General features: G+C 70.1%; 16 protein-coding genes and 2 riboswitches. Of the genes, 8 read left to right on the top strand and 8 right to left on the bottom strand.

Annotated features, from left to right (window positions below; all coding sequences use genetic code 11):
• Positions 1 to 38: 38 nt before the first annotated feature.
• From J3S89_RS23550 to J3S89_RS21805, 6 genes are all read right to left on the bottom strand, one after another.
• A complete protein-coding gene (locus J3S89_RS23550; RefSeq protein WP_217931494.1) occupies positions 39 to 1424 on the bottom strand; it encodes a bacteriohemerythrin in 1386 nt (461 codons plus the stop codon).
• A 187-nt stretch (positions 1425 to 1611) separates the two neighbouring features.
• Positions 1612 to 3174, bottom strand: a complete 1563-nt coding sequence (gene gcvPB, locus J3S89_RS21825; protein ID WP_217931492.1) for an aminomethyl-transferring glycine dehydrogenase subunit GcvPB — start codon at positions 3172 to 3174, stop codon at positions 1612 to 1614.
• 14 nt (positions 3175 to 3188) lie between these two features.
• Complete coding sequence (gcvPA, locus tag J3S89_RS21820) at positions 3189 to 4532, bottom strand: aminomethyl-transferring glycine dehydrogenase subunit GcvPA (RefSeq protein ID WP_217931490.1); 1344 nt, start codon at positions 4530 to 4532, stop codon at positions 3189 to 3191.
• A 274-nt stretch (positions 4533 to 4806) separates the two neighbouring features.
• The gene (gcvH, locus tag J3S89_RS21815) at positions 4807 to 5175 is read right to left on the bottom strand and encodes a glycine cleavage system protein GcvH (RefSeq protein WP_217931488.1); all 369 of its coding nucleotides are present in this window, start codon (positions 5173 to 5175) and stop codon (positions 4807 to 4809) included.
• A 32-nt stretch (positions 5176 to 5207) separates the two neighbouring features.
• A complete protein-coding gene (gcvT, locus tag J3S89_RS21810) occupies positions 5208 to 6335 on the bottom strand; it encodes a glycine cleavage system aminomethyltransferase GcvT (protein WP_217931486.1) in 1128 nt (375 codons plus the stop codon).
• Positions 6336 to 6390: 55 nt separating this feature from the next.
• Positions 6391 to 6506: riboswitch (glycine riboswitch) on the bottom strand.
• Positions 6507 to 6607, bottom strand: a riboswitch (glycine riboswitch).
• A 139-nt stretch (positions 6608 to 6746) separates the two neighbouring features.
• Entirely contained in the window at positions 6747 to 7382 is a 636-nt protein-coding gene (locus J3S89_RS21805; protein ID WP_217931484.1) for a hypothetical protein, read from the bottom strand.
• Positions 7383 to 7555: 173 nt separating this feature from the next.
• Between J3S89_RS21805 and ispH the strand changes: the two genes are divergently transcribed.
• Genes ispH through J3S89_RS21785 form a run of 4 tightly spaced genes read left to right on the top strand, consistent with a single transcriptional unit; the run spans position 7556 to position 10905 of the window.
• Complete coding sequence (gene ispH / locus J3S89_RS21800) at positions 7556 to 8524, top strand: 4-hydroxy-3-methylbut-2-enyl diphosphate reductase (RefSeq protein WP_217931482.1); 969 nt, start codon at positions 7556 to 7558, stop codon at positions 8522 to 8524.
• Positions 8525 to 8528: 4 nt separating this feature from the next.
• Positions 8529 to 9503, top strand: a complete 975-nt coding sequence (locus J3S89_RS21795; protein ID WP_217931480.1) for a homoserine kinase — start codon at positions 8529 to 8531, stop codon at positions 9501 to 9503.
• Positions 9500 to 9991 carry a ribonuclease HI gene (gene rnhA, locus J3S89_RS21790; protein WP_217931478.1) on the top strand — a complete coding sequence of 164 codons (492 nt, stop codon included), beginning with the start codon at positions 9500 to 9502 and terminating at the stop codon, positions 9989 to 9991. The genes J3S89_RS21795 and rnhA overlap by 4 nt, the downstream gene beginning before the upstream one ends.
• Positions 9988 to 10905 (top strand): diacylglycerol/lipid kinase family protein, encoded by a 918-nt coding sequence (locus J3S89_RS21785; protein WP_217931476.1) that lies wholly within the window; start codon positions 9988 to 9990, stop codon positions 10903 to 10905. Before rnhA ends, J3S89_RS21785 begins: the two co-directional genes overlap by 4 nt.
• Positions 10906 to 11035: 130 nt before the next feature.
• Here J3S89_RS21785 and J3S89_RS21780 read toward each other — a convergent pair whose 3' ends face one another.
• Both J3S89_RS21780 and J3S89_RS21775 read right to left on the bottom strand, forming a co-directional pair.
• Positions 11036 to 11521, bottom strand: a complete 486-nt coding sequence (locus J3S89_RS21780; protein ID WP_217931474.1) for a peroxiredoxin — start codon at positions 11519 to 11521, stop codon at positions 11036 to 11038.
• 50 nt (positions 11522 to 11571) lie between these two features.
• Positions 11572 to 12411, bottom strand: coding sequence for a protein-disulfide reductase DsbD domain-containing protein (locus J3S89_RS21775; RefSeq protein ID WP_217931472.1), 840 nt, complete (start codon positions 12409 to 12411; stop codon positions 11572 to 11574).
• 260 nt (positions 12412 to 12671) lie between these two features.
• Here J3S89_RS21775 and J3S89_RS21770 point away from each other — a divergent pair, with 260 nt between their 5' ends.
• The 4 genes from J3S89_RS21770 (at position 12672) to J3S89_RS21755 (ending at position 16864) form a co-directional block, all read left to right on the top strand.
• Positions 12672 to 13265, top strand: coding sequence for a YqgE/AlgH family protein (locus tag J3S89_RS21770; RefSeq protein WP_217931470.1), 594 nt, complete (start codon positions 12672 to 12674; stop codon positions 13263 to 13265).
• Between the two features lie 175 nt (positions 13266 to 13440).
• Positions 13441 to 14841, top strand: a complete 1401-nt coding sequence (gene thrC, locus J3S89_RS21765) for a threonine synthase (RefSeq protein ID WP_217931468.1) — start codon at positions 13441 to 13443, stop codon at positions 14839 to 14841.
• Positions 14842 to 14902: 61 nt separating this feature from the next.
• Positions 14903 to 16171, top strand: coding sequence for a M16 family metallopeptidase (locus tag J3S89_RS21760; protein ID WP_217931466.1), 1269 nt, complete (start codon positions 14903 to 14905; stop codon positions 16169 to 16171).
• An 18-nt stretch (positions 16172 to 16189) separates the two neighbouring features.
• Positions 16190 to 16864, top strand: a complete 675-nt coding sequence (locus tag J3S89_RS21755) for a GNAT family N-acetyltransferase (RefSeq protein ID WP_217931464.1) — start codon at positions 16190 to 16192, stop codon at positions 16862 to 16864.
• The last annotated feature ends 16 nt before the right edge of the window (positions 16865 to 16880 follow it).

Below are 16880 nucleotides of genomic sequence, written 5' to 3'. Positions count from 1 at the left end.
CGGCCGGCGGCCGAGCGCGCGGCGGCGCCGTGGCGGCGTCAGAGGGCCGTGGTCGCCACGCAGCGATCGCGGCCGTCGGCCTTGGCGCGGTAGAGCGCCTTGTCGGCCTGCGCCAGGAACCCGTCGATCGACTGACCCGGCTCCCATTGGGCGATGCCGGCGCTGACCGAGACGGCGGCGTCCATCTCGCGCAGGCGGATGCGGGCGATGGCGGTGCGCAGACGTTCGGCGGTGCGCAGCGCGTCGAGCAGCGACGTCTCCTCGAGCACCACCACGAATTCCTCGCCGCCGTAGCGGCAGACGACGTCGCAGGATCTGAGATTGGCGCGGAGCGTTCCGGCGACCCGCGCCAGCAGCCGGTCGCCGATCGGGTGGCCATAGGCGTCGTTGACGCGTTTGAAGTGATCGAGGTCGAGGAACACGGCGGTGAGCGGCCGCCCGCTCCGGCACGCCCGCTCGACCGCTCCCGCGATGTGCTCGATCAGTCGTCGTCGGTTGCCGATGCCGGTCAGCGGGTCGGTGAGCATCAGCCGCTCCAGTTCGGCGGTGCGCCGGGCGACCTCCTCCTCCAACTCGCGATTGGCGCGGCTGAGGATCTCCTCCGATTTCTTGATCGCGGTGATGTCGATGGCCGAGGCGATCAGACCCATGAACACCTGGCCGGAATCCCAGCGCGGCAGGATGCGTTCGAGCACCCAGCCGTGGCTGCCGTCGGCCTTGCGCAGCCGATACTCGATCTCGTCGCTGGTCGGCTGCTCGAGCAGCCGCCGGATCCGCGCGCGATAGGCGGTGCGGTCCTCCGGATGAACGTGGCCGCTGCCGTCGTCGTGCGGGGCGTCGGCCCCGACGAAGGAGCTCCAGGATCGGTTGACGTAGCTGCGGCTGCCGGCGGGGTCGCAGACCCAGATCATCGCCGGCGTATAGTCGGAGATCAGGCGGAAGCGCCGCTCGGTCTCGCCGAGGGCGTTGATGAGGACCTGTTCCACCGAGGGCACCGCGCCGCCGGCCTCCTCCGGCGCGGCCGGCGAGGCGAGCGCGCGGCTGATCTTGCGGTCCGATCCCAGGATGTGGGAGACGAGCCAGGTGATGAGGAATTCGAGGACCTGTTCCGAGACGTCGGTGCTCAGGAGGTCGTCGCGGCGCGCGATCTCCTCGACCTTCTTGACGAATCCGGTATGGGCCCGGCGATGGCGCGCCTTCTCACCCTCCGAGAGGAGAGTGGTGTCCATGATCCCTTCCTCGTCGGCGAAGTGCTTGGCCGAATAGTCCCTGAGCTCCTGGAGGAGCGCGCCCACCTCCGGCAACCGGCCGCCCTCGGTGATCGCCGTCGCCAGATCGTTGATGAGATCGACCAGCCGTCGATGCTGTGCATCGATCAGAGGAATCCCGATTTCGAAGCTGGCGTTCCAGTAGAAGAACTGCACGGCGGGCTCCGTTGCGCGGAATGACGGGAAATTACCTGCGTAAAAACCCGGATTACGCTGCGGAGTCTCGCATGCCGGCCTTTCTTTTCCTTTTACGGGTCGTGTGGAATTTCCTCGTTCCGCCTACGTCGAAATACGAAAGGGCGGCCGAGGGCCGCCCTTTTTGTCAGGGATGCATGGTCGGCGGTCACTCGGCCGCGACCGGCTTCTCCCATTTGAGCTTCGGCGCGCGCGCGGCCCGTGTCTCGTCGAGACGGCGGCGGGGCGCGAAGCGGGGCGCCCGGGTGAAGCGATCGGTGTCGCCGGCCTTGGCCGCCAGCGTCAGATCGCGCAGCGTCGCGACGAAGAGATCGAGCGAGGCCTTGCTCTCGCTCTCGGTCGGCTCGATCAGCATCGCCCCGTGCACGACCAGCGGGAAATACATGGTCATCGGGTGATAGCCCTCGTCGATCATCGCCTTGGCGAAGTCGAGCGTGGTGACGCCGGTCCCTTCGAGGAAGCGATCGTCGAACAGCACTTCGTGCATCGAGGGATGATCCGGGAAGGGCAGGGTCATCAGATCCTCGAGGCAGGCGCGCACGTAGTTGGCCGAGAGCACCGCGTCCTCCGACGCCTGCCGGAGCCCGTCCGAACCGTGGCTGAGCATGTAGGCCAGCGCCCGGGTGAACATGCCCATCTGGCCATGGAAGGCGGTCAGCCGCCCATAGGGCGTCTCGCCGGCCCGGGTCTGCGAGGCGTCCTCGACCAGCACCGGCCGGCCCTTCTCCATGCGCACGAAGGGGAGCGGCGCGAAGGCGGCGAGCCGCTCGGAGAGCACCACCGGACCCGCGCCCGGTCCACCGCCGCCGTGCGGGGTGGAGAAGGTCTTGTGCAGATTGATGTGCATGGCGTCGACGCCGAAGTCGCCGGGGCGCACCTTGCCGACGATGGCGTTGAAATTGGCGCCGTCGGCGTAGAAATAGCCGCCGGCCTCATGGATCGCCGCGGCGATCTCGGCCACTTCCGGCTCGAAGATGCCGCAGGTGTTGGGGTTGGTGAGCATGAGCGCACCGACCCGGTCGTCGATCGCCGCCCTCACGTCCTCGACCCGGACCGTGCCGTCGGCCCGGGCCGGGATCGGACGCACCTCGAAGCCGATCAGCGCGGCGCTGGCCGGGTTGGTGCCGTGGGCGCTCTCCGGCACGAGAACGACGGGCTTGTCGAGCCCGCGCGCCTGCAGCGCCGCCTTGATCGCCATCATGCCGGCGAGTTCGCCGTGGGCGCCCGCCTTGGGGCTCATGGCGACGGCGGCCATGCCGGTGAGTTCGACGAGCCACCGCCCGACCTCGGCGACGACGTCGAGCGCGCCCTCCACCGTGCCGACCGGCTGCAACGGATGCACGTCGGAAAAGCCCGGCAGCCGCGCCATCTTCTCGTTGAGACGCGGATTGTGCTTCATCGTGCAGGAGCCGAGCGGATAGAGCCCGGCGTCGATCGAGTAGTTCTTGCGGGAGAGACGCACGTAGTGGCGCACCGCCTCCGGCTCGGCGAGGCCGGGCAGATCGAGCGGCGCCTTGCGGGCATGGGCCCCGAGACGCGACTTCGCCCCCTTCGGCGCCGGCAGGTCGACGCCGGTCACCTCGGCGCGGCCGATCTCGAAGATCAGCGCCTCTTCCACGTCGAGCGCCTTGGCGCCGGTGAAGGTCGAAGCGGTCATGTCGGCCTCGTCGGTGGTTTCGGAGCGGGTGGAACGGCCCTTGTCGTTGAGCATCGGTCGGTCCCCTCTCACAGCGCTTCGGAGATCGCGGCGACGAGCGCGGCGCGATCGTCGGCGGTCGAACATTCGGTGACGGCGACGAGCAGCAGGTCGTCGAGCCCGGCCCCCGGCAGGAGCCGCGACACCGGCACGCCGGCGAGAATGCCCTCGTCCCTGGCGAGCTTTTCGACCAGCGCGGTGGCGTCCCCCGGCAGCTTCACGGTGAACTCGTTGAAGAACGTGTCGTTCAGCACCTCGACGCCCGGCACCTGGGCGAGCGCCTCGGCCACCTCGATCGCCGCCTCGTGGTTGAGCGCGGCCATGCGGGAGAGCCCGGCCTCGCCGAGGAGGGTGAGATGCATCGAGAAGGCCGTCGCGCAGAGCCCGGCGTTGGTGCAGATGTTGGAGGTCGCCTTCTCGCGGCGGATGTGCTGCTCGCGGGTCGAGAGCGTCAGGACGAAGCCGCGCTTGCCTTCCGCGTCGACCGTCTCGCCGCAGAGCCGGCCCGGCATCTGGCGGACGTATTTCGACCGCGTCGCGAAGAGGCCGACGTAGGGCCCACCGAAGCCGAGCGGATTGCCGAGACTCTGCCCCTCGGCGACGACGATGTCGGCGCCCTGCGGACCCGGCGGCTCGATCGCTCCGAGCGCCACCACCTCGGTGACGACGGCGACCAGCAGCGCCCCCACCGCATGGGCCTTCTCGGCGATCGGCGCGAGGTCGACGATCCGCCCGAAGACGTCCGGCGACTGGACCACGACGCAGGAGGTCTCCTTGTCGATCTGCTCGAGAAGGTCCTCGCCGCCGCCGACGTCGGGCGCCATCCGCACGACCGCGTCCGAGGCCATCTTCGACAGCGTCGCCACCACCTCCGCGTAATGGGGATGGAGACCGCCCGACAGCACCGCCTTGCGCCGCTTGGTGATGCGATGCGCCATCAGGACGGCTTCGCCGGTGCCGGTCGAGCCGTCGTACATCGAGGCGTTGGCGACCTCCATGCCGAGAAGATTGGCGACCTGGGTCTGGAACTCGAACAGGACCTGAAGCGTGCCCTGCGTGATCTCCGGCTGATAGGGCGTGTAGGAGGTGAGGAACTCCGAACGCTGGATCAGGTGGTCGACGGTCGCCGGCACATGGTGCTTGTAGGCGCCGGCGCCGCAGAAGAACGGCGCGGCGGAGGCGGTCAGGTTCTTGGCGGCCATGCGGCTCATGATCCGCTCGACCTCCATCTCGCCTCGAGCGCGCGGCAGGTCCGGCAACTCGACGAGAAGCTCGTCGGCGGGCACGTCGGCATAGAGCGCGTCGATCTCGGCGACGCCGATGCGCGCCAGCATCTCGGCGCGGTCGGAAGCGGTCAGGGGCAGGTAGCGCATGGAAGAGACGTCTCCAGATCGAATTTGAACGCCATGTTCGGCGAGCCGAGACTGCGGGATGGATGGACCCGTCGACGGATGGTGTGCATGTCCGTCTTCGATGGCGGCGATCGGCCGTCTCGTTCGGCTTCATCCCGAGGTGCCCGGCCGCGGGGTCGGGCCTCGAAGGACGAAGCCTCGACGGGCCTCCCCACTCGGTCCTTCGTCCTTCGAGGCTCGCATTCGCTCGCACCTCGGGATGAAGGACCTCCGCGAAGCCCGATCGGGTCGTGCCTCACAGCGTCTGGACGAAGGCCTCGTAGGCCGCCTCGTCCATCAGGTCCGAGGTGTCGACGCCCTCGGCGAGCTTCATCTTGAGGAACCAGCCGCCGGCCTCCGGCTCGAGGTTCACCAGCCCCGGATCGTCGGCGAGCTTGTCGTTCGCCTCGACCACGGTGCCGTCGAGCGGCGCGTAGACCTCGCTCGCCGCCTTGACCGATTCCACCACGGCCGCCTCGCCGCCCTTGGTGAGCGCCTTGCCGACGTCCGGCAGTTCGACGAAGACCACGTCGCCGAGCTGGCCCTGGGCGTAGGTGGTGATGCCGACCGTCGCGACGTCGCCGTCGATCGCGATCCACTCGTGGTCCTTGGTGTAGAGCTTCATGGGATGTCTCTCCGATGGGAAGAGGGGAGGGATCAGCGACGGAAACCCGCCGGCACGAAGGGAAGCGCGACGACGCGGGCGGGAAGCGCCCTGCCGCGCACGATCAGGTCGAGGTCGGTGCCGGGCATCGACAGCGTCAGCGGCACGTAGCCCATGGCGATCGGCCCCTCGACGGTCGGCCCGTAGCCGCCGGAGGTGACGCGGCCGACGATCGTGCCGTCCTTGGTGGCGATCTCGGCGCCCTCGCGCGCCGGCTGGCGTCCGCCGATCAGAAGCCCGACGCGGATGCGGGCAGGCCCCTCCTCGAGTTCGCGGGCGATGCGCGCCCAGCCGGGGAAGCCGCCCTCCTTGCGCCGCCGCTTCTGGATCGACCAGGAGAGCGCGCCCTCGATCGGCGAGGTTGTGGTGTCGATGTCGTGGCCGTAGAGGCAGAGGCCGCCCTCGAGGCGCAGGCTGTCGCGGGCGCCGAGGCCGATCGGCTTCACTCGGGCGTCCTCGAGCAGGAGATCCCACAGCCGAGTGACGTCGTCGTTCGCGACCGAGATCTCGAACCCGTCCTCGCCGGTGTAGCCGGAGCGCGAGAGGTGGACCGGAACGCCGGCGATCACCACCGAGGCGACGTCCATGAAGCGCAGGCCCGAGACCTCGCCGCCGAGGCTCTCGATCACCGCTTCCGCCTCGGGACCCTGAAGCGCCAGCAGCGAGCGGTCCTCGAAGATCTCGAGCCGGACATCTTCGGGAAGCCGCGCGGCGATGTGGGCGTAGTCGGCCGTCTTGCAGGCGGCGTTGACCACCAGCAGGATGCGCCCGTCGGCGCCGGCCTCGCGAGCGAACATCAGGTCGTCGAGGATGCCGCCGTCGTCGGCGAGAAGCTGCGAATAGCGCTGCCGTCCCTCGCCGAGTTCGACGACGGCGGCCGGGATCAGGGCCTCGAGCGCCTTCGCCGTGGTGGCGTGGTCGGGGCCGATCAGCGCCGCCTGACCCATGTGCGAGACGTCGAAGAGGCCGGCGTGGGCGCGGGTCCACTGATGCTCGGCGAGAATGCCGGTCGGATACTGCACCGGCATGAGATAGCCGGCGAAGGGCACCATGCGGGCGCCGAGGCCGACGTGGCTCGCGGCGAGCGGGGTTTCCAGAACGGGGGTGTCGGCGGCGGTCATCGGCGCTCTCCGGGTCGGACTCGTGGGGCGGCGTCCGGCTCCTTTCGGATCCGTTCGCGCCCCCTCTGTCGGAAGACCTGAGAGTTTCCCGAAAGGATCCGCGAACGAATGCTTCCGGTTACGCCTTCGGTGAGTCGTGTGGCGACCACACGACTGCTTTCCAGAGTGTCGCTCGCCCCCGCGGTCCTGGGACCTGAGAGTTTCCGGGGCGGTTTCTCCTTCGGCGCCGGATCTCCTCTTCCGAGGCGACCGGGCTCTCCCGCCGGGGCTGCGTGGCGCCCGCCCGGGGGCGAGATCCACCTCGGGGCGCGACTGCACACCCGATCGTCGAGCGATAGAAGAGCGCAGGCGCGTCGTCAACCGCAGAGACGCACCGAGGCTCGGGTTTTCCCGGACCTCGGCATCGCCGCCTCACTTGGTGACGAGCTTCTTGCGCCGGGGCGCGCCGACGTCGCCCTTGCCGTCGAGGCCGACGTAGATCGTCGCCACCTGGCTCTCGGCGACGGAGAGGTTGATGCCGTCGTCGACGATCGAGAACAGCGCCGAATAGTCGGGCGCCTGGACCGTCACCTGGGTGGTGGTGAGCTTGGAATAGAGCACCTTGTCGCCGGCCGTCACGGCGACGCGGACCGGCACGGTCATGGTGCCGGTCGCCCCTGTCTTGCCGGCGAGCACCCGACCGGCGACGCCGACGCGCACCGTGATGCCGCCGCCGACGGCGTTCTCGCAGTCGCGCGCCACCCGCTGCACGCTCGCCTGGAACCGCACCGCGTCCGGGTTGCCGGTCTTGCCCGGCTCGTAGACCGGCATGAATTCGGTGCCGTCGCGCACCACCGCCTCCGGGCAGACCGGGGTCGAGGCATAGACCGCCGGGTCCATCTCCTTCGGTCCGCTCATCGTGCCGGAGATCAGCTTGGAGGGCATGAAATTGGCGCCGATGCCTTCGCTGGCGCCACAACCGGCGAGGAGGAGCGGCGTCGCCAGGGCGGCGGCACGCAGAATCAGGGGCATGGCCGGGGTGGCCTTGGTCGAAACCCGGAGTGACATGGAACGCGTGACTCCCTCTCGTCGCGGTGTTTCTCGTCCGCCCCTCAATAGCATCGAGGGCCGGCCCCCGCCATGGGCTTGTCGAACCGGGGAAGTGGCCCCCTCGTCCTTGACAGGGCGGCGGCCCGTCCCTCTATTCCGCGCGAAGCATTGCGATCGGCCCGGAGGATCCCATGGCGCCGCCCCCTCTCGACATCCTGCTCGCGGCTCCGCGCGGTTTCTGCGCCGGCGTCGACCGGGCCGTCCAGATCGTCGAGCGCGCGCTCGCCCGCTTCGGCGCGCCGGTCTACGTCCGCCACGAGATCGTCCACAACCGCTTCGTGGTCGAGGGACTGCGCCGGCGCGGCGCCGTCTTCGTCGAGGAACTGGACGAGATCCCCGATCGCACCCGTCCCGTGGTCTTCTCCGCCCACGGCGTGCCGAAGTCGGTGCCGGAGACGGCCGAGCGCCTCGGCCTCTTCTCGCTCGACGCCACCTGTCCGCTGGTGACCAAGGTCCACCGCGCCGCCGAGAGCCACCACGAACGCGGCCGTCACGTGCTCCTGATCGGCCACACCGGCCATCCGGAGGTGATCGGCACCATGGGCCAGTTGCCCGAGGGCGCGGTGACGCTGGTGACCTCGGTCGAGGACGTCGCGAGGATCACCCCGCCGGACGGGCCGCTCGCCTACACGACCCAGACGACGCTCTCGGTCGACGACACCGCCGCCATCGTCGCCGCCCTCGAGGCGCGTTTCCCCGACATCGCCGGACCCCATCGCCAGGACATCTGTTACGCCACCACCAACCGCCAGGAGGCGGTCAAGGCGGTGGCGCCGCGCGTCCAGGCGATGATCGTCGTCGGCGCGCCCAATTCCTCCAATTCCCAGCGCCTGCGCGAGGTCGCCGAGCGCGAGGGTTGCCGCGCGGTGCTGCTCCAGCGCGCCGCCGACATCGATTGGGCCGACTTCGAGGGGGTCGACCGGCTCGGCATCACCGCCGGCGCCTCCGCTCCGGAAATCCTGGTGGAAGAGATGATCGAGGCCTTCGCCGCCCGCCGCGAGGTTCGCGTCGAGACGGTGGTGACGGCGGAGGAGACGGTGGTCTTCAATCTGCCCAAGGGCCTGCGTGATCCCGCGCCCGACGCGGCCCGGGAGGAGTGACGAAATGGCGGTCTACACGGACGTCTCCGACGAGGATCTCGATCGCTTCGTCGCCCTCTACGACATCGGCCGGGTGCTCTCCTGCAAGGGCATCGCCGAGGGGGTGGAGAACACCAACTACCTGCTCCAGACCGAGGCCGGCCGGTTCATCCTGACCCTCTACGAGAAGCGGGTCGAGGCGAACGATCTGCCCTTCTTCCTCGGCCTGATGGAGCATCTCTCCCGCGCCGGGCTCGGCTGTCCGCTGCCCGTCCACGATCGCGCCGGCCGCGCGCTCGGCGAGCTCGCCGGCCGCCCCGCCGCGATCGTCACCTTCCTCGACGGTCAATGGGTGCGCCGCCCGACCGCCCGTCACTGCGCCCTGCTCGGCGAGGCGCTGGCGAAGATGCATCTCGCCGGCCGCGATTTCGAGATCCCTCGGCCGAACGCCCTGTCGATGCCGTCGTGGCGGCCCTTGTGGGAGCGCTCGGCCGCGCGCGCCGACGAGGTCTCGCCCGGCCTCGCCGCCGACATCGAGGCCGAGCTGGCGCTGCTCGAGGCGAACTGGCCGGCGCCGGGCGCGCTGCCCGAGGGCGTCATCCACGCCGATCTCTTCCCCGACAACGTCTTCTTCCTCGGCGATCGCCTGTCGGGCCTGATCGACTTCTATTTCGCCTGCGACGACGCGCTCGCCTACGACGTGGCGATCTGCCTGAACTCCTGGTGCTTCGAACAGGATCTCTCGTTCAACCTCACCAAGGGCCGCGCCTTCCTCGCCGCCTATCAGGCGGTGCGGCCGTTGGAGCCGGCGGAGGTCGCGGCGCTGCCGCTGATGGCGCGCGGCTCCGCGCTGCGCTTCCTTCTGACCCGCCTCTACGACTGGCTGAACGTGCCGCCCGGGGCGCTGGTCCGGCCCAAGGATCCCCTCGAATACCATCGCAAGCTGCGCTTCCATCGCAGCATCCGCGACGCCGCCGGCTACGGCTGGGAGGCCCGATGAGCACCGCCGACGAGCGCGATCCCGAGATCGTCCGCATCCACACCGACGGCGCCTGTTCCGGCAACCCCGGCCCCGGCGGCTGGGGCGCGCTGGTGGAATGGCGCGGCCACGTCAAGGAGTTGAAGGGTGGCGAGGCCGACACCACCAACAACCGCATGGAGATGATGGCCGCCATCGCCGCGCTCGAGGCCCTGACGCGACCCTGCACGGTCGAGCTGACCACCGATTCCAACTACTTGAAGGGCGGCATCACCGGCTGGATCCACGGTTGGAAGAAGAACGGCTGGAAGACCGCCGACAAGAAGCCGGTCAAGAACGTCGATCTGTGGCAGCGCCTGGAGGCGGCGATCGAGCGCCACCAGGTCTCTTGGCATTGGGTCAAGGGCCACGCCGGCCACGCCGAGAACGAGCGCGCCGACGAGCTCGCCCGCGAGGGCATGGAGCCGTTCAAGCCACGCCGCGCCCCTCCGCCGGAGAGCGCCGCGTGACTGGCGGCCCCACGCCGCCGCGCGTGGCCGTCCTCGCCAATCCCTCGGCCGGGCGCCATCATCCCGGCGAGCTCGATCGCCTCGCCGCCGCGCTCGAGGCGGGTGGTGCGGTGGTGACCCGGATCGTCGGCCATCGGCCGGGCGACCTCGCCCATGCCGCGAGCGATCTCGACGTCGACGTGGTCGCGGTCGCCGGGGGCGACGGAACCCTCAATTCGGTGGTGGGCGCGCTCGCGGCGCGGCCGGCGCCGCGCCCCCGCCTCGCGGTGGTGGCGCAGGGCACCGCCAACGTCATGGTCGCCGAATACGGGCTTCCGACCGCCGTCGAGGCGATCGCCGCCGCGATCCTCGCCGGCCGCACCCGCCCCCTCCATCTCGGCCTGACGCGGCGCGAGGGCGCGGCGGACCGCCCGTTCTTCCTGGCGACCTCGGCCGGCTTCGACGCCGAGGTGGTGCACCGGGTCGAACGGCGGGTGAAGCGCCGCTTCAAGAAACTGGCCTTCATGGTGACGGCGTTCGGCCTCGGCCTGCGCCGACGGCCGCCGCTCGCGGTCGAGCTGGTCACGCCCGAGGGCGAGGAGAAGCGCCTCGTGGTGGCGCTGGCGATCGTCGCCAAGTCGAGCCGCTACGGCGGCCCGTTCCGGCTCACGTACGAGACCGCGATGGACCGGCCCGGCCTGCGCCTGATCGCGCTGCGGCGGGTCGGCGTCGGCCACCTCCTCGCGGCGGCGCTGCGCATCGGCCTCGGCCGTCTCGAGGGCTCGTCGAACGTCCTGTCGATCCCGGCGCGACGCCTGAAGATCGCCTCGACGGGGGCACGGGCGATCGCCGTCCAGGTCGACGGCGACCCCCATGGCACGACCCCGATCGAGGTCGAGGCGATCGACGTCGCCCTCGACCTCGTGGTCGCCTGACCTCATACCGATCACAGGACATCCCGACTCGTCGGAATGTCCTGTGGTTGCGGCCTGACCGGCCGACGCCCGTTCGGGCTTGCCTTCGCCTACGACGTTTCGAACAGGTCGAAACTTCGTAGGCTCGGTCTCAGAGCTTACCGATCATGCAGGCGGCGCCGGTGAGGTCGATCGTGCCGGGCTTCTCCTCGAGGGTGAGGTCCGCCACCACGCCGTCCTTGACGATCATCGAATAGCGCTGCGAGCGCAGGCCGAGGCCGCCGGCGGAGAGGTCGAGGGTGAGGCCGACCGCCTTGGTGAAGTCGGCCGAGCCGTCGGCGAGGAACAGGATCTTGCCGTCCGCGTCGTTGGCCTTGGACCACGCGTCCATCACGAAGACGTCGTTGACGGCGACGCAGACGATCTGGTCGACGCCCTTGGCGAGGATCGCGTCGTGGTTGGCGAGATAGCCCGGCAGATGGGTCTTCGAGCAGCCCGGCGTGAAGGCGCCGGGAACCGCGAAGAGCGCGATCGTCTTGCCCTTGAAGACGTCGTCCGTGGTGAGCGCGGCGGGGGCGCCGTCGATCATGGTCTTGAAGGTGACGGTGGGGAGGCGGTCGCCGACGGCGATGGTCATGGGCTCACTCCGTTGGTCGAAGCCGGGACGGCGTCGACGTCGCTCCCGATCTAGGGCGCGACCGGCCCGGCGTCCACCCTCACCGACTGTTCGACCGCACGATCGCCGGCCTTGATCGTGAAGGCGAGCGTGCTGCCGGCGAAGGCGACCCCCTTCGGCAGGCCGTCGACCGGAAAGACCCAGGTCTCGCGTGTGCCGCCGGCACCGCGCCGGGTCGGTTGCGGCAGCGCCCAGTCGGGCGTCGGCCCCTCGACGAAGAGATCGTGCGCCGTCGCGTCGCCTTCCGGCATCGCCACCGTGACGACCGCCTTCGGCCCCTCGGCGCCGGCCTCGACGGCGACGCTCTCCACCGCCGGCGGCGACCCGGCCCGATGGGCGACCGGCAGGCGCGCGCGGGCGGCGGCGAGGCGGGCGGCGGCCTCGGCGTCGCGAGGCGCGGTGGGATCGATCGTGGCGCGGACATGGGCCTCGAACGGCACGCAGATGTCGTGGCAGAGCCCGATCATCACGTGGACGTCGAGTTCGCCCGGCCGCTTCGGATCGGTGAGGGCGGTGTCGATGGGCAGCACCACCGAGCGCGTGTAGCCGATCGCCGTCAGATCGGCCTCGAGGAACCGCTCCGGGGTCGGGAACCGCACCATCGGACGGGTCAGGCCGGACGAGGCCTCGGTCTCGATCGAGGGCGGGATGCCGGCGTCGCCCGGCGCCCGCCAATAGGTCTTCCAACCCTCCGGCAGGTCGATCGCCAGCCCCGCGTCGACCCGTCCGTCGACGACCCCGGCGAGAACCAGATGGACGGCCGCCTTGTCATTGTCCTCGGCGAGGGCCGGCGACGCGATCAGGGTGGAGAGGGTGAGGAGGAGAGAGAGGCGGAGCGAAAGGCGGTGCATGATGATCCGATCGTTGACTGGCCGTCACCCTAACGGCTCGAACCCGCGTCGTCTCGTCACGACCACGCCATCGTTTCGTCAGACCGCCGTGATCGGATCCGTGATCGAGACGGGATCGCCGCCCGGCTCGCGCGGGCGGTGGGGGCTTCGAGGCCGGTCTCCGCTCGAATCGGTGCCCTTGTGGGGCTCATCCTCGGGCGCTACCCTCGAGGGCGAGCCCGCCGGGCGAGGAGGCGCGACGCGCCGGGGAGACGTGGCCCATGACGGTCGAAGAGACACAGTATCTCGGTGGCAAGATTCTCATCGCCATGCCCGGCATGGAGGACGAGCGCTTCGCCCGGACGCTGGTCTATCTCTGCGCCCATTCCGAGGAGGGCGCGATGGGGGTGATCATCAATCGCCCCTCGTCCCACCCCTCCTTCGCCGATCTCCTCGTCCAGCTCGAGATCATCCCCGAGGAGGATCGCATCCGCCTGCCCGATCTCGCCCGCGCCATGAAGGTCCAGACCGGCGGCCCGGTCGAGACGACGCGCGGCTTCGTGCTCCACTCCTCCGACTGGCACGTCGAGGACGCCACGCTCACCATCGACGAGCACGTCTCGCTCACCACCACCCTCGAGGTGCTGAAGGCGATCGCCGAGGGCAAGGGGCCGAAGAAGGCGATGTTGGCGCTCGGTTACGCCGGTTGGTCGGCCGGCCAGCTCGAGAACGAGATCCAATGGAACGGCTGGCTCCACTGCCCGGCCGAGGAGGGGCTCGTCTTCGATCCCGATCTCGATCAGAAATACGAACGCGCCCTGAAGACCCTCGGCATCGACATCGGCCTCCTGTCGCGCGACGCCGGCCACGGCTGAGCCGCGCCCGCGCCGATCTCGGCAGGCGCCGCGCCGCTCTTTTCTCGGCGCGATCGGTCGTCCGCCTCCACCCCGCGCTTGCTCGACGGCGGGTCGCGGCCTAGTGTCCCGGCTCGCCGCCCGCCCGCGACGAAGCGCGCGACGGGCCCGAGATCATCGACGAGGGTGTCGACCAGTGCGTTACGTCTCCACACGCGGCGAGGCTCCCGGCCTCGGCTTCTCCGATGTCCTGCTCGCCGGCCTCGCCCGCGACGGTGGTCTCTACGTGCCGGAATCCTGGCCGACGATGACCGCGGACGAGATCGCCGATCTCGCCGGGAAACCCTATCCGGAAGTCGCCTTCCGCGTGATCTCGCGCTTCACCGGCGACGACCTCGCCCCCGACGTGCTGCGCGCGATGATCGACGGCGCCTATGCGAGCTTCCGTCATCCGGCGGTGACGCCGCTGACCCAGCTCGCCGCCAACCATTTCCTGCTCGAGCTCTCCCACGGACCGACGCTCGCCTTCAAGGACGTGGCGATGCAGTTCCTCGGCCGCGTCATGGACCACGTTCTGGCGCAGCGCGGCGAGCGCGCCACCATCGTCGGCGCCACGTCGGGCGATACCGGCGGCGCCGCGATCGAGGCCTTCAAGGGCCGCGAGCGGGTCGACGTCTTCATCATGTATCCGCACGGCCGCGTCTCCGACGTCCAGCGCCGCCAGATGACGACCGTGAACGACCCCAACGTCCACGCGATCGCGCTTCAAGGCACCTTCGACGACGCCCAGGGCATCTTGAAGGGGATGTTCAACCACTTCTCCTTCCGCGACCGCATCCGCCTGACCGGGGTCAACTCGATCAACTGGGCCCGCGTGGTGGCGCAGGTGGTCTATTATTTCTACGCCGCCTGCGCGCTGGGCGCCCCCCATCGCAAGGTGTCGTTCTGCGTGCCGACCGGCAATTTCGGCGACATCTTCGCCGGCTTCGTCGCCAAGAAGCTCGGCCTGCCGATCGAGAAGCTGGTGATCGCCACCAACGTCAACGACATCCTCCACCGCACCCTCGAGACCGGCGCCTACGAGTTGCGCGACGTCGTGCCCTCGCAGTCGCCGTCGATGGACATTCAGGTCTCCTCGAATTTCGAGCGCCTGCTGTTCGAGGCGATGGGCCGCGACGGCGAGGCCGTCGCCGGGCTGATGTCGAGCCTGTCGCAGGGACGTTCCTTCACCGTGCCGGAGGAGGCGCTCGCCGCGATCCGCGCCGACTTCGCCTCCGGCCGCGCCGACGAGGCGGAGACCGCGGCGACCATCGCCCGCGTCCGCGCCGAGACCGGCGAGACGATCGACCCGCACACGGCGGTGGCGGTCTCGGTCGCCGAGCGCTTCCTCGGCGACGAGGTGCCGATGATCACGCTCTCGACCGCCCACCCCGCCAAGTTCCCCGACGCCGTCGAGGCCGCCACCGGCGTGCGCCCCGGCCTGCCGGTGTGGCTCGGCGATCTGATGGAGCGCGAGGAGCGTTTCGAGGTGGTCGCGAACGATCTCGTCGCGGTGGAACGCTTCGTCGAGGAGCGCTCGCGCGCCGTCCACATCTGAACGGAGGCGCGCGCCGCCCCCAGCCGATCGCATCGAACCAGAGGGAAGGGCCCACCAGAGCATGAACGTCGAGGTGACCAAGCTGGCGAGTGGACTGACCGTCGCCACCGAGCGCATGCCCCATCTGGAGACGGCGACGCTCGGCGTCTGGGTCGGCGCCGGATCGCGTTCGGAGCGCGCCGAGGAACACGGCATCTCCCATCTCCTCGAGCACATGGCCTTCAAGGGCACGACGACGCGCTCGGCGCGCCGCATCGCCGAGGAGATCGAGGCGGTCGGCGGCGAGATCAACGCCGCCACCTCGGTGGAGAACACCTGCTACTACGCCCGGATCCTCGCCGACGATCTGCCGCTCTCGGTCGACATCCTCTCCGACATCCTGACCCGCTCGGTCTTCGATCCGGAGGAGCTCGAGCGCGAGTGCCACGTCGTCCTCCAGGAGATCGGCGCCGCCGACGACGCGCCCGAGGATCTCGTCTTCGACCTGCTCCAGGAGCGCGCCTTCCACGGCCAGCCGATCGGCCGGCCGATCCTCGGCACGCCCCAGACCGTCGCCTCCTTCGGCCGCGAGCATCTGACCACCTATCTCGATCGCCATTATCTGAGCTCGCGCGCGGTGATCTCCGCCGCCGGCCGGGTCGATCACGACGAGATCGTCGCCCTGGTCGAGCGCCATTTCGCCGAACTGCCGACCGGGACCGCGCCCGCCGAGGAGCCGGCGACCTATCTCGGCGGCGACGTGCGCGAGGTGCGCGACCTCTCCGAGGCGCAGGTGACGCTCGCCTTCGAGGGCCGGCCCTATGCCTCGCCCGATCACCACGCCGCCCAGATCCTCGCCACCGTGCTCGGCGGCGGCATGTCGAGCCGTCTCTTCCAGGAGATCCGCGAGAAGCAGGGCCTCTGCTATTCGATCTCCGCCTTCCACTGGGGCTATCGCGAAACCGGCCTCTTCGGCATCCACGCCGCCACCGGCGAGGGCGACCTCGACCGTCTGATGGCCGGCCTCGCCGACGAGATCGCCCGCAGCGTCGAGACGCTCGACGAGGCGGAGCTCCGCCGCGCCAAGGCGCAGTTGCGCGCGGGCCTCCTGATGAGCCTCGAGAGCCCGGTGTCGCGCGCCGGCCAGATCGCCCGTCAGATGCTGATCTGGGGGCGTCCGCTCACCACCCGCGAGATCCTCGAGGGCGTCGAGGCGGTCGATCGCGCCCAGCTGCTGCGCCTCGCCGGCGAGATCTTCCACGGCTCGCCGGCCACGCTGGCGCTGGTCGGTCCGGTCGAGAAGGCCATGTCGGCGGATGCCTTCGCGGCGCGTCTGGCGGGCCGTGTCTGAGGCGGGGAGGGGCGGGCCATGAGGTTTCTCAGAACCGATCCGTCCGAACTTCTGCCGACCCTGCACGGCCAGCGCGTGGTGCTGCGCGGCCCCGATTCCGACGATCTCGACGCGTGGAAGGCGCTGCGCGGCGCCTCGCGCGCCTTCCTCGAGCCGTGGGAACCGCTGTGGCCGGTCGACGATCTCGAGAAGCCCGCCTTCCGGCGCCGCCTGTCGCGCTGGACCCGGGAGATCCGCGACGGCGTGACCTTCCCCTATTTCGTCTGTGCTCGGGAGACCGGCGCGCTCCTCGGCGGCGTCACCCTGGCGCAGGTGCGCCGTGGCGTCACCCAGACCGGCACCATCGGCTATTGGATGGGGGAACCCCATGCCGGGCGCGGCTACATGAGCGAGGCGGTCGGCGTGCTCGCCGTCCATGCCTTCGGCACGCTCGGCCTGCATCGGCTCGAGGCCGCCTGCCTGCCGCAGAACGGTCCCTCGATTCGTCTCCTCGAAAAGGTCGGATTCGCTCGCGAGGGTCTCGCCCGCGCCTATCTCTGCATCGCCGGACGATGGCGCGACCACATCTTGTGGGGTCTCCTCGCCGACGACCCGCTGTTTCCCGCGCGTCCCGCGTCCGGCGAAGCGGCGTTCGAGGCCGCGTCGGTGGGTTTCGCGCCCCGGGCGCTTGTCGAGGACAGCCCCGGTCGGTAACACTCCGGAGCGAACC

Origin of the sequence: Pinisolibacter aquiterrae, assembly GCF_019160155.1 — a bacterium.
In the GTDB taxonomy this organism is placed as follows: Bacteria; Pseudomonadota; Alphaproteobacteria; order Rhizobiales; family Ancalomicrobiaceae; genus Pinisolibacter; species Pinisolibacter aquiterrae.
Note: the sequence above shows the minus strand (reverse complement) of the source record. Positions and strands in the feature narration are given on the sequence as shown.

Bases quoted from the DNA above. Each gene is read 5' to 3' on its own strand.
- gcvH (WP_217931488.1), bottom strand. From the start codon at position 5,175: ATGAAGCTCTACACCAAGGACCACGAGTGGATCGCGATCGACGGCGAC.
- J3S89_RS21795 (WP_217931480.1), top strand. From the start codon at position 8,529: ATGGCGGTCTACACGGACGTCTCCGACGAGGATCTCGATCGCTTCGTC.
- J3S89_RS21780 (WP_217931474.1), bottom strand. From the start codon at position 11,521: ATGACCATCGCCGTCGGCGACCGCCTCCCCACCGTCACCTTCAAGACC.
- J3S89_RS21755 (WP_217931464.1), top strand. From the start codon at position 16,190: ATGAGGTTTCTCAGAACCGATCCGTCCGAACTTCTGCCGACCCTGCAC.
- ispH (WP_217931482.1), top strand. From the start codon at position 7,556: ATGGCGCCGCCCCCTCTCGACATCCTGCTCGCGGCTCCGCGCGGTTTC.
- rnhA (WP_217931478.1), top strand. From the start codon at position 9,500: ATGAGCACCGCCGACGAGCGCGATCCCGAGATCGTCCGCATCCACACC.
- J3S89_RS21770 (WP_217931470.1), top strand. From the start codon at position 12,672: ATGACGGTCGAAGAGACACAGTATCTCGGTGGCAAGATTCTCATCGCC.
- J3S89_RS21805 (WP_217931484.1), bottom strand. From the start codon at position 7,382: ATGTCACTCCGGGTTTCGACCAAGGCCACCCCGGCCATGCCCCTGATT.
- J3S89_RS21775 (WP_217931472.1), bottom strand. From the start codon at position 12,411: ATGCACCGCCTTTCGCTCCGCCTCTCTCTCCTCCTCACCCTCTCCACC.
- gcvT (WP_217931486.1), bottom strand. From the start codon at position 6,335: ATGACCGCCGCCGACACCCCCGTTCTGGAAACCCCGCTCGCCGCGAGC.
- gcvPB (WP_217931492.1), bottom strand. From the start codon at position 3,174: ATGCTCAACGACAAGGGCCGTTCCACCCGCTCCGAAACCACCGACGAG.
- gcvPA (WP_217931490.1), bottom strand. From the start codon at position 4,532: ATGCGCTACCTGCCCCTGACCGCTTCCGACCGCGCCGAGATGCTGGCG.
- J3S89_RS21760 (WP_217931466.1), top strand. From the start codon at position 14,903: ATGAACGTCGAGGTGACCAAGCTGGCGAGTGGACTGACCGTCGCCACC.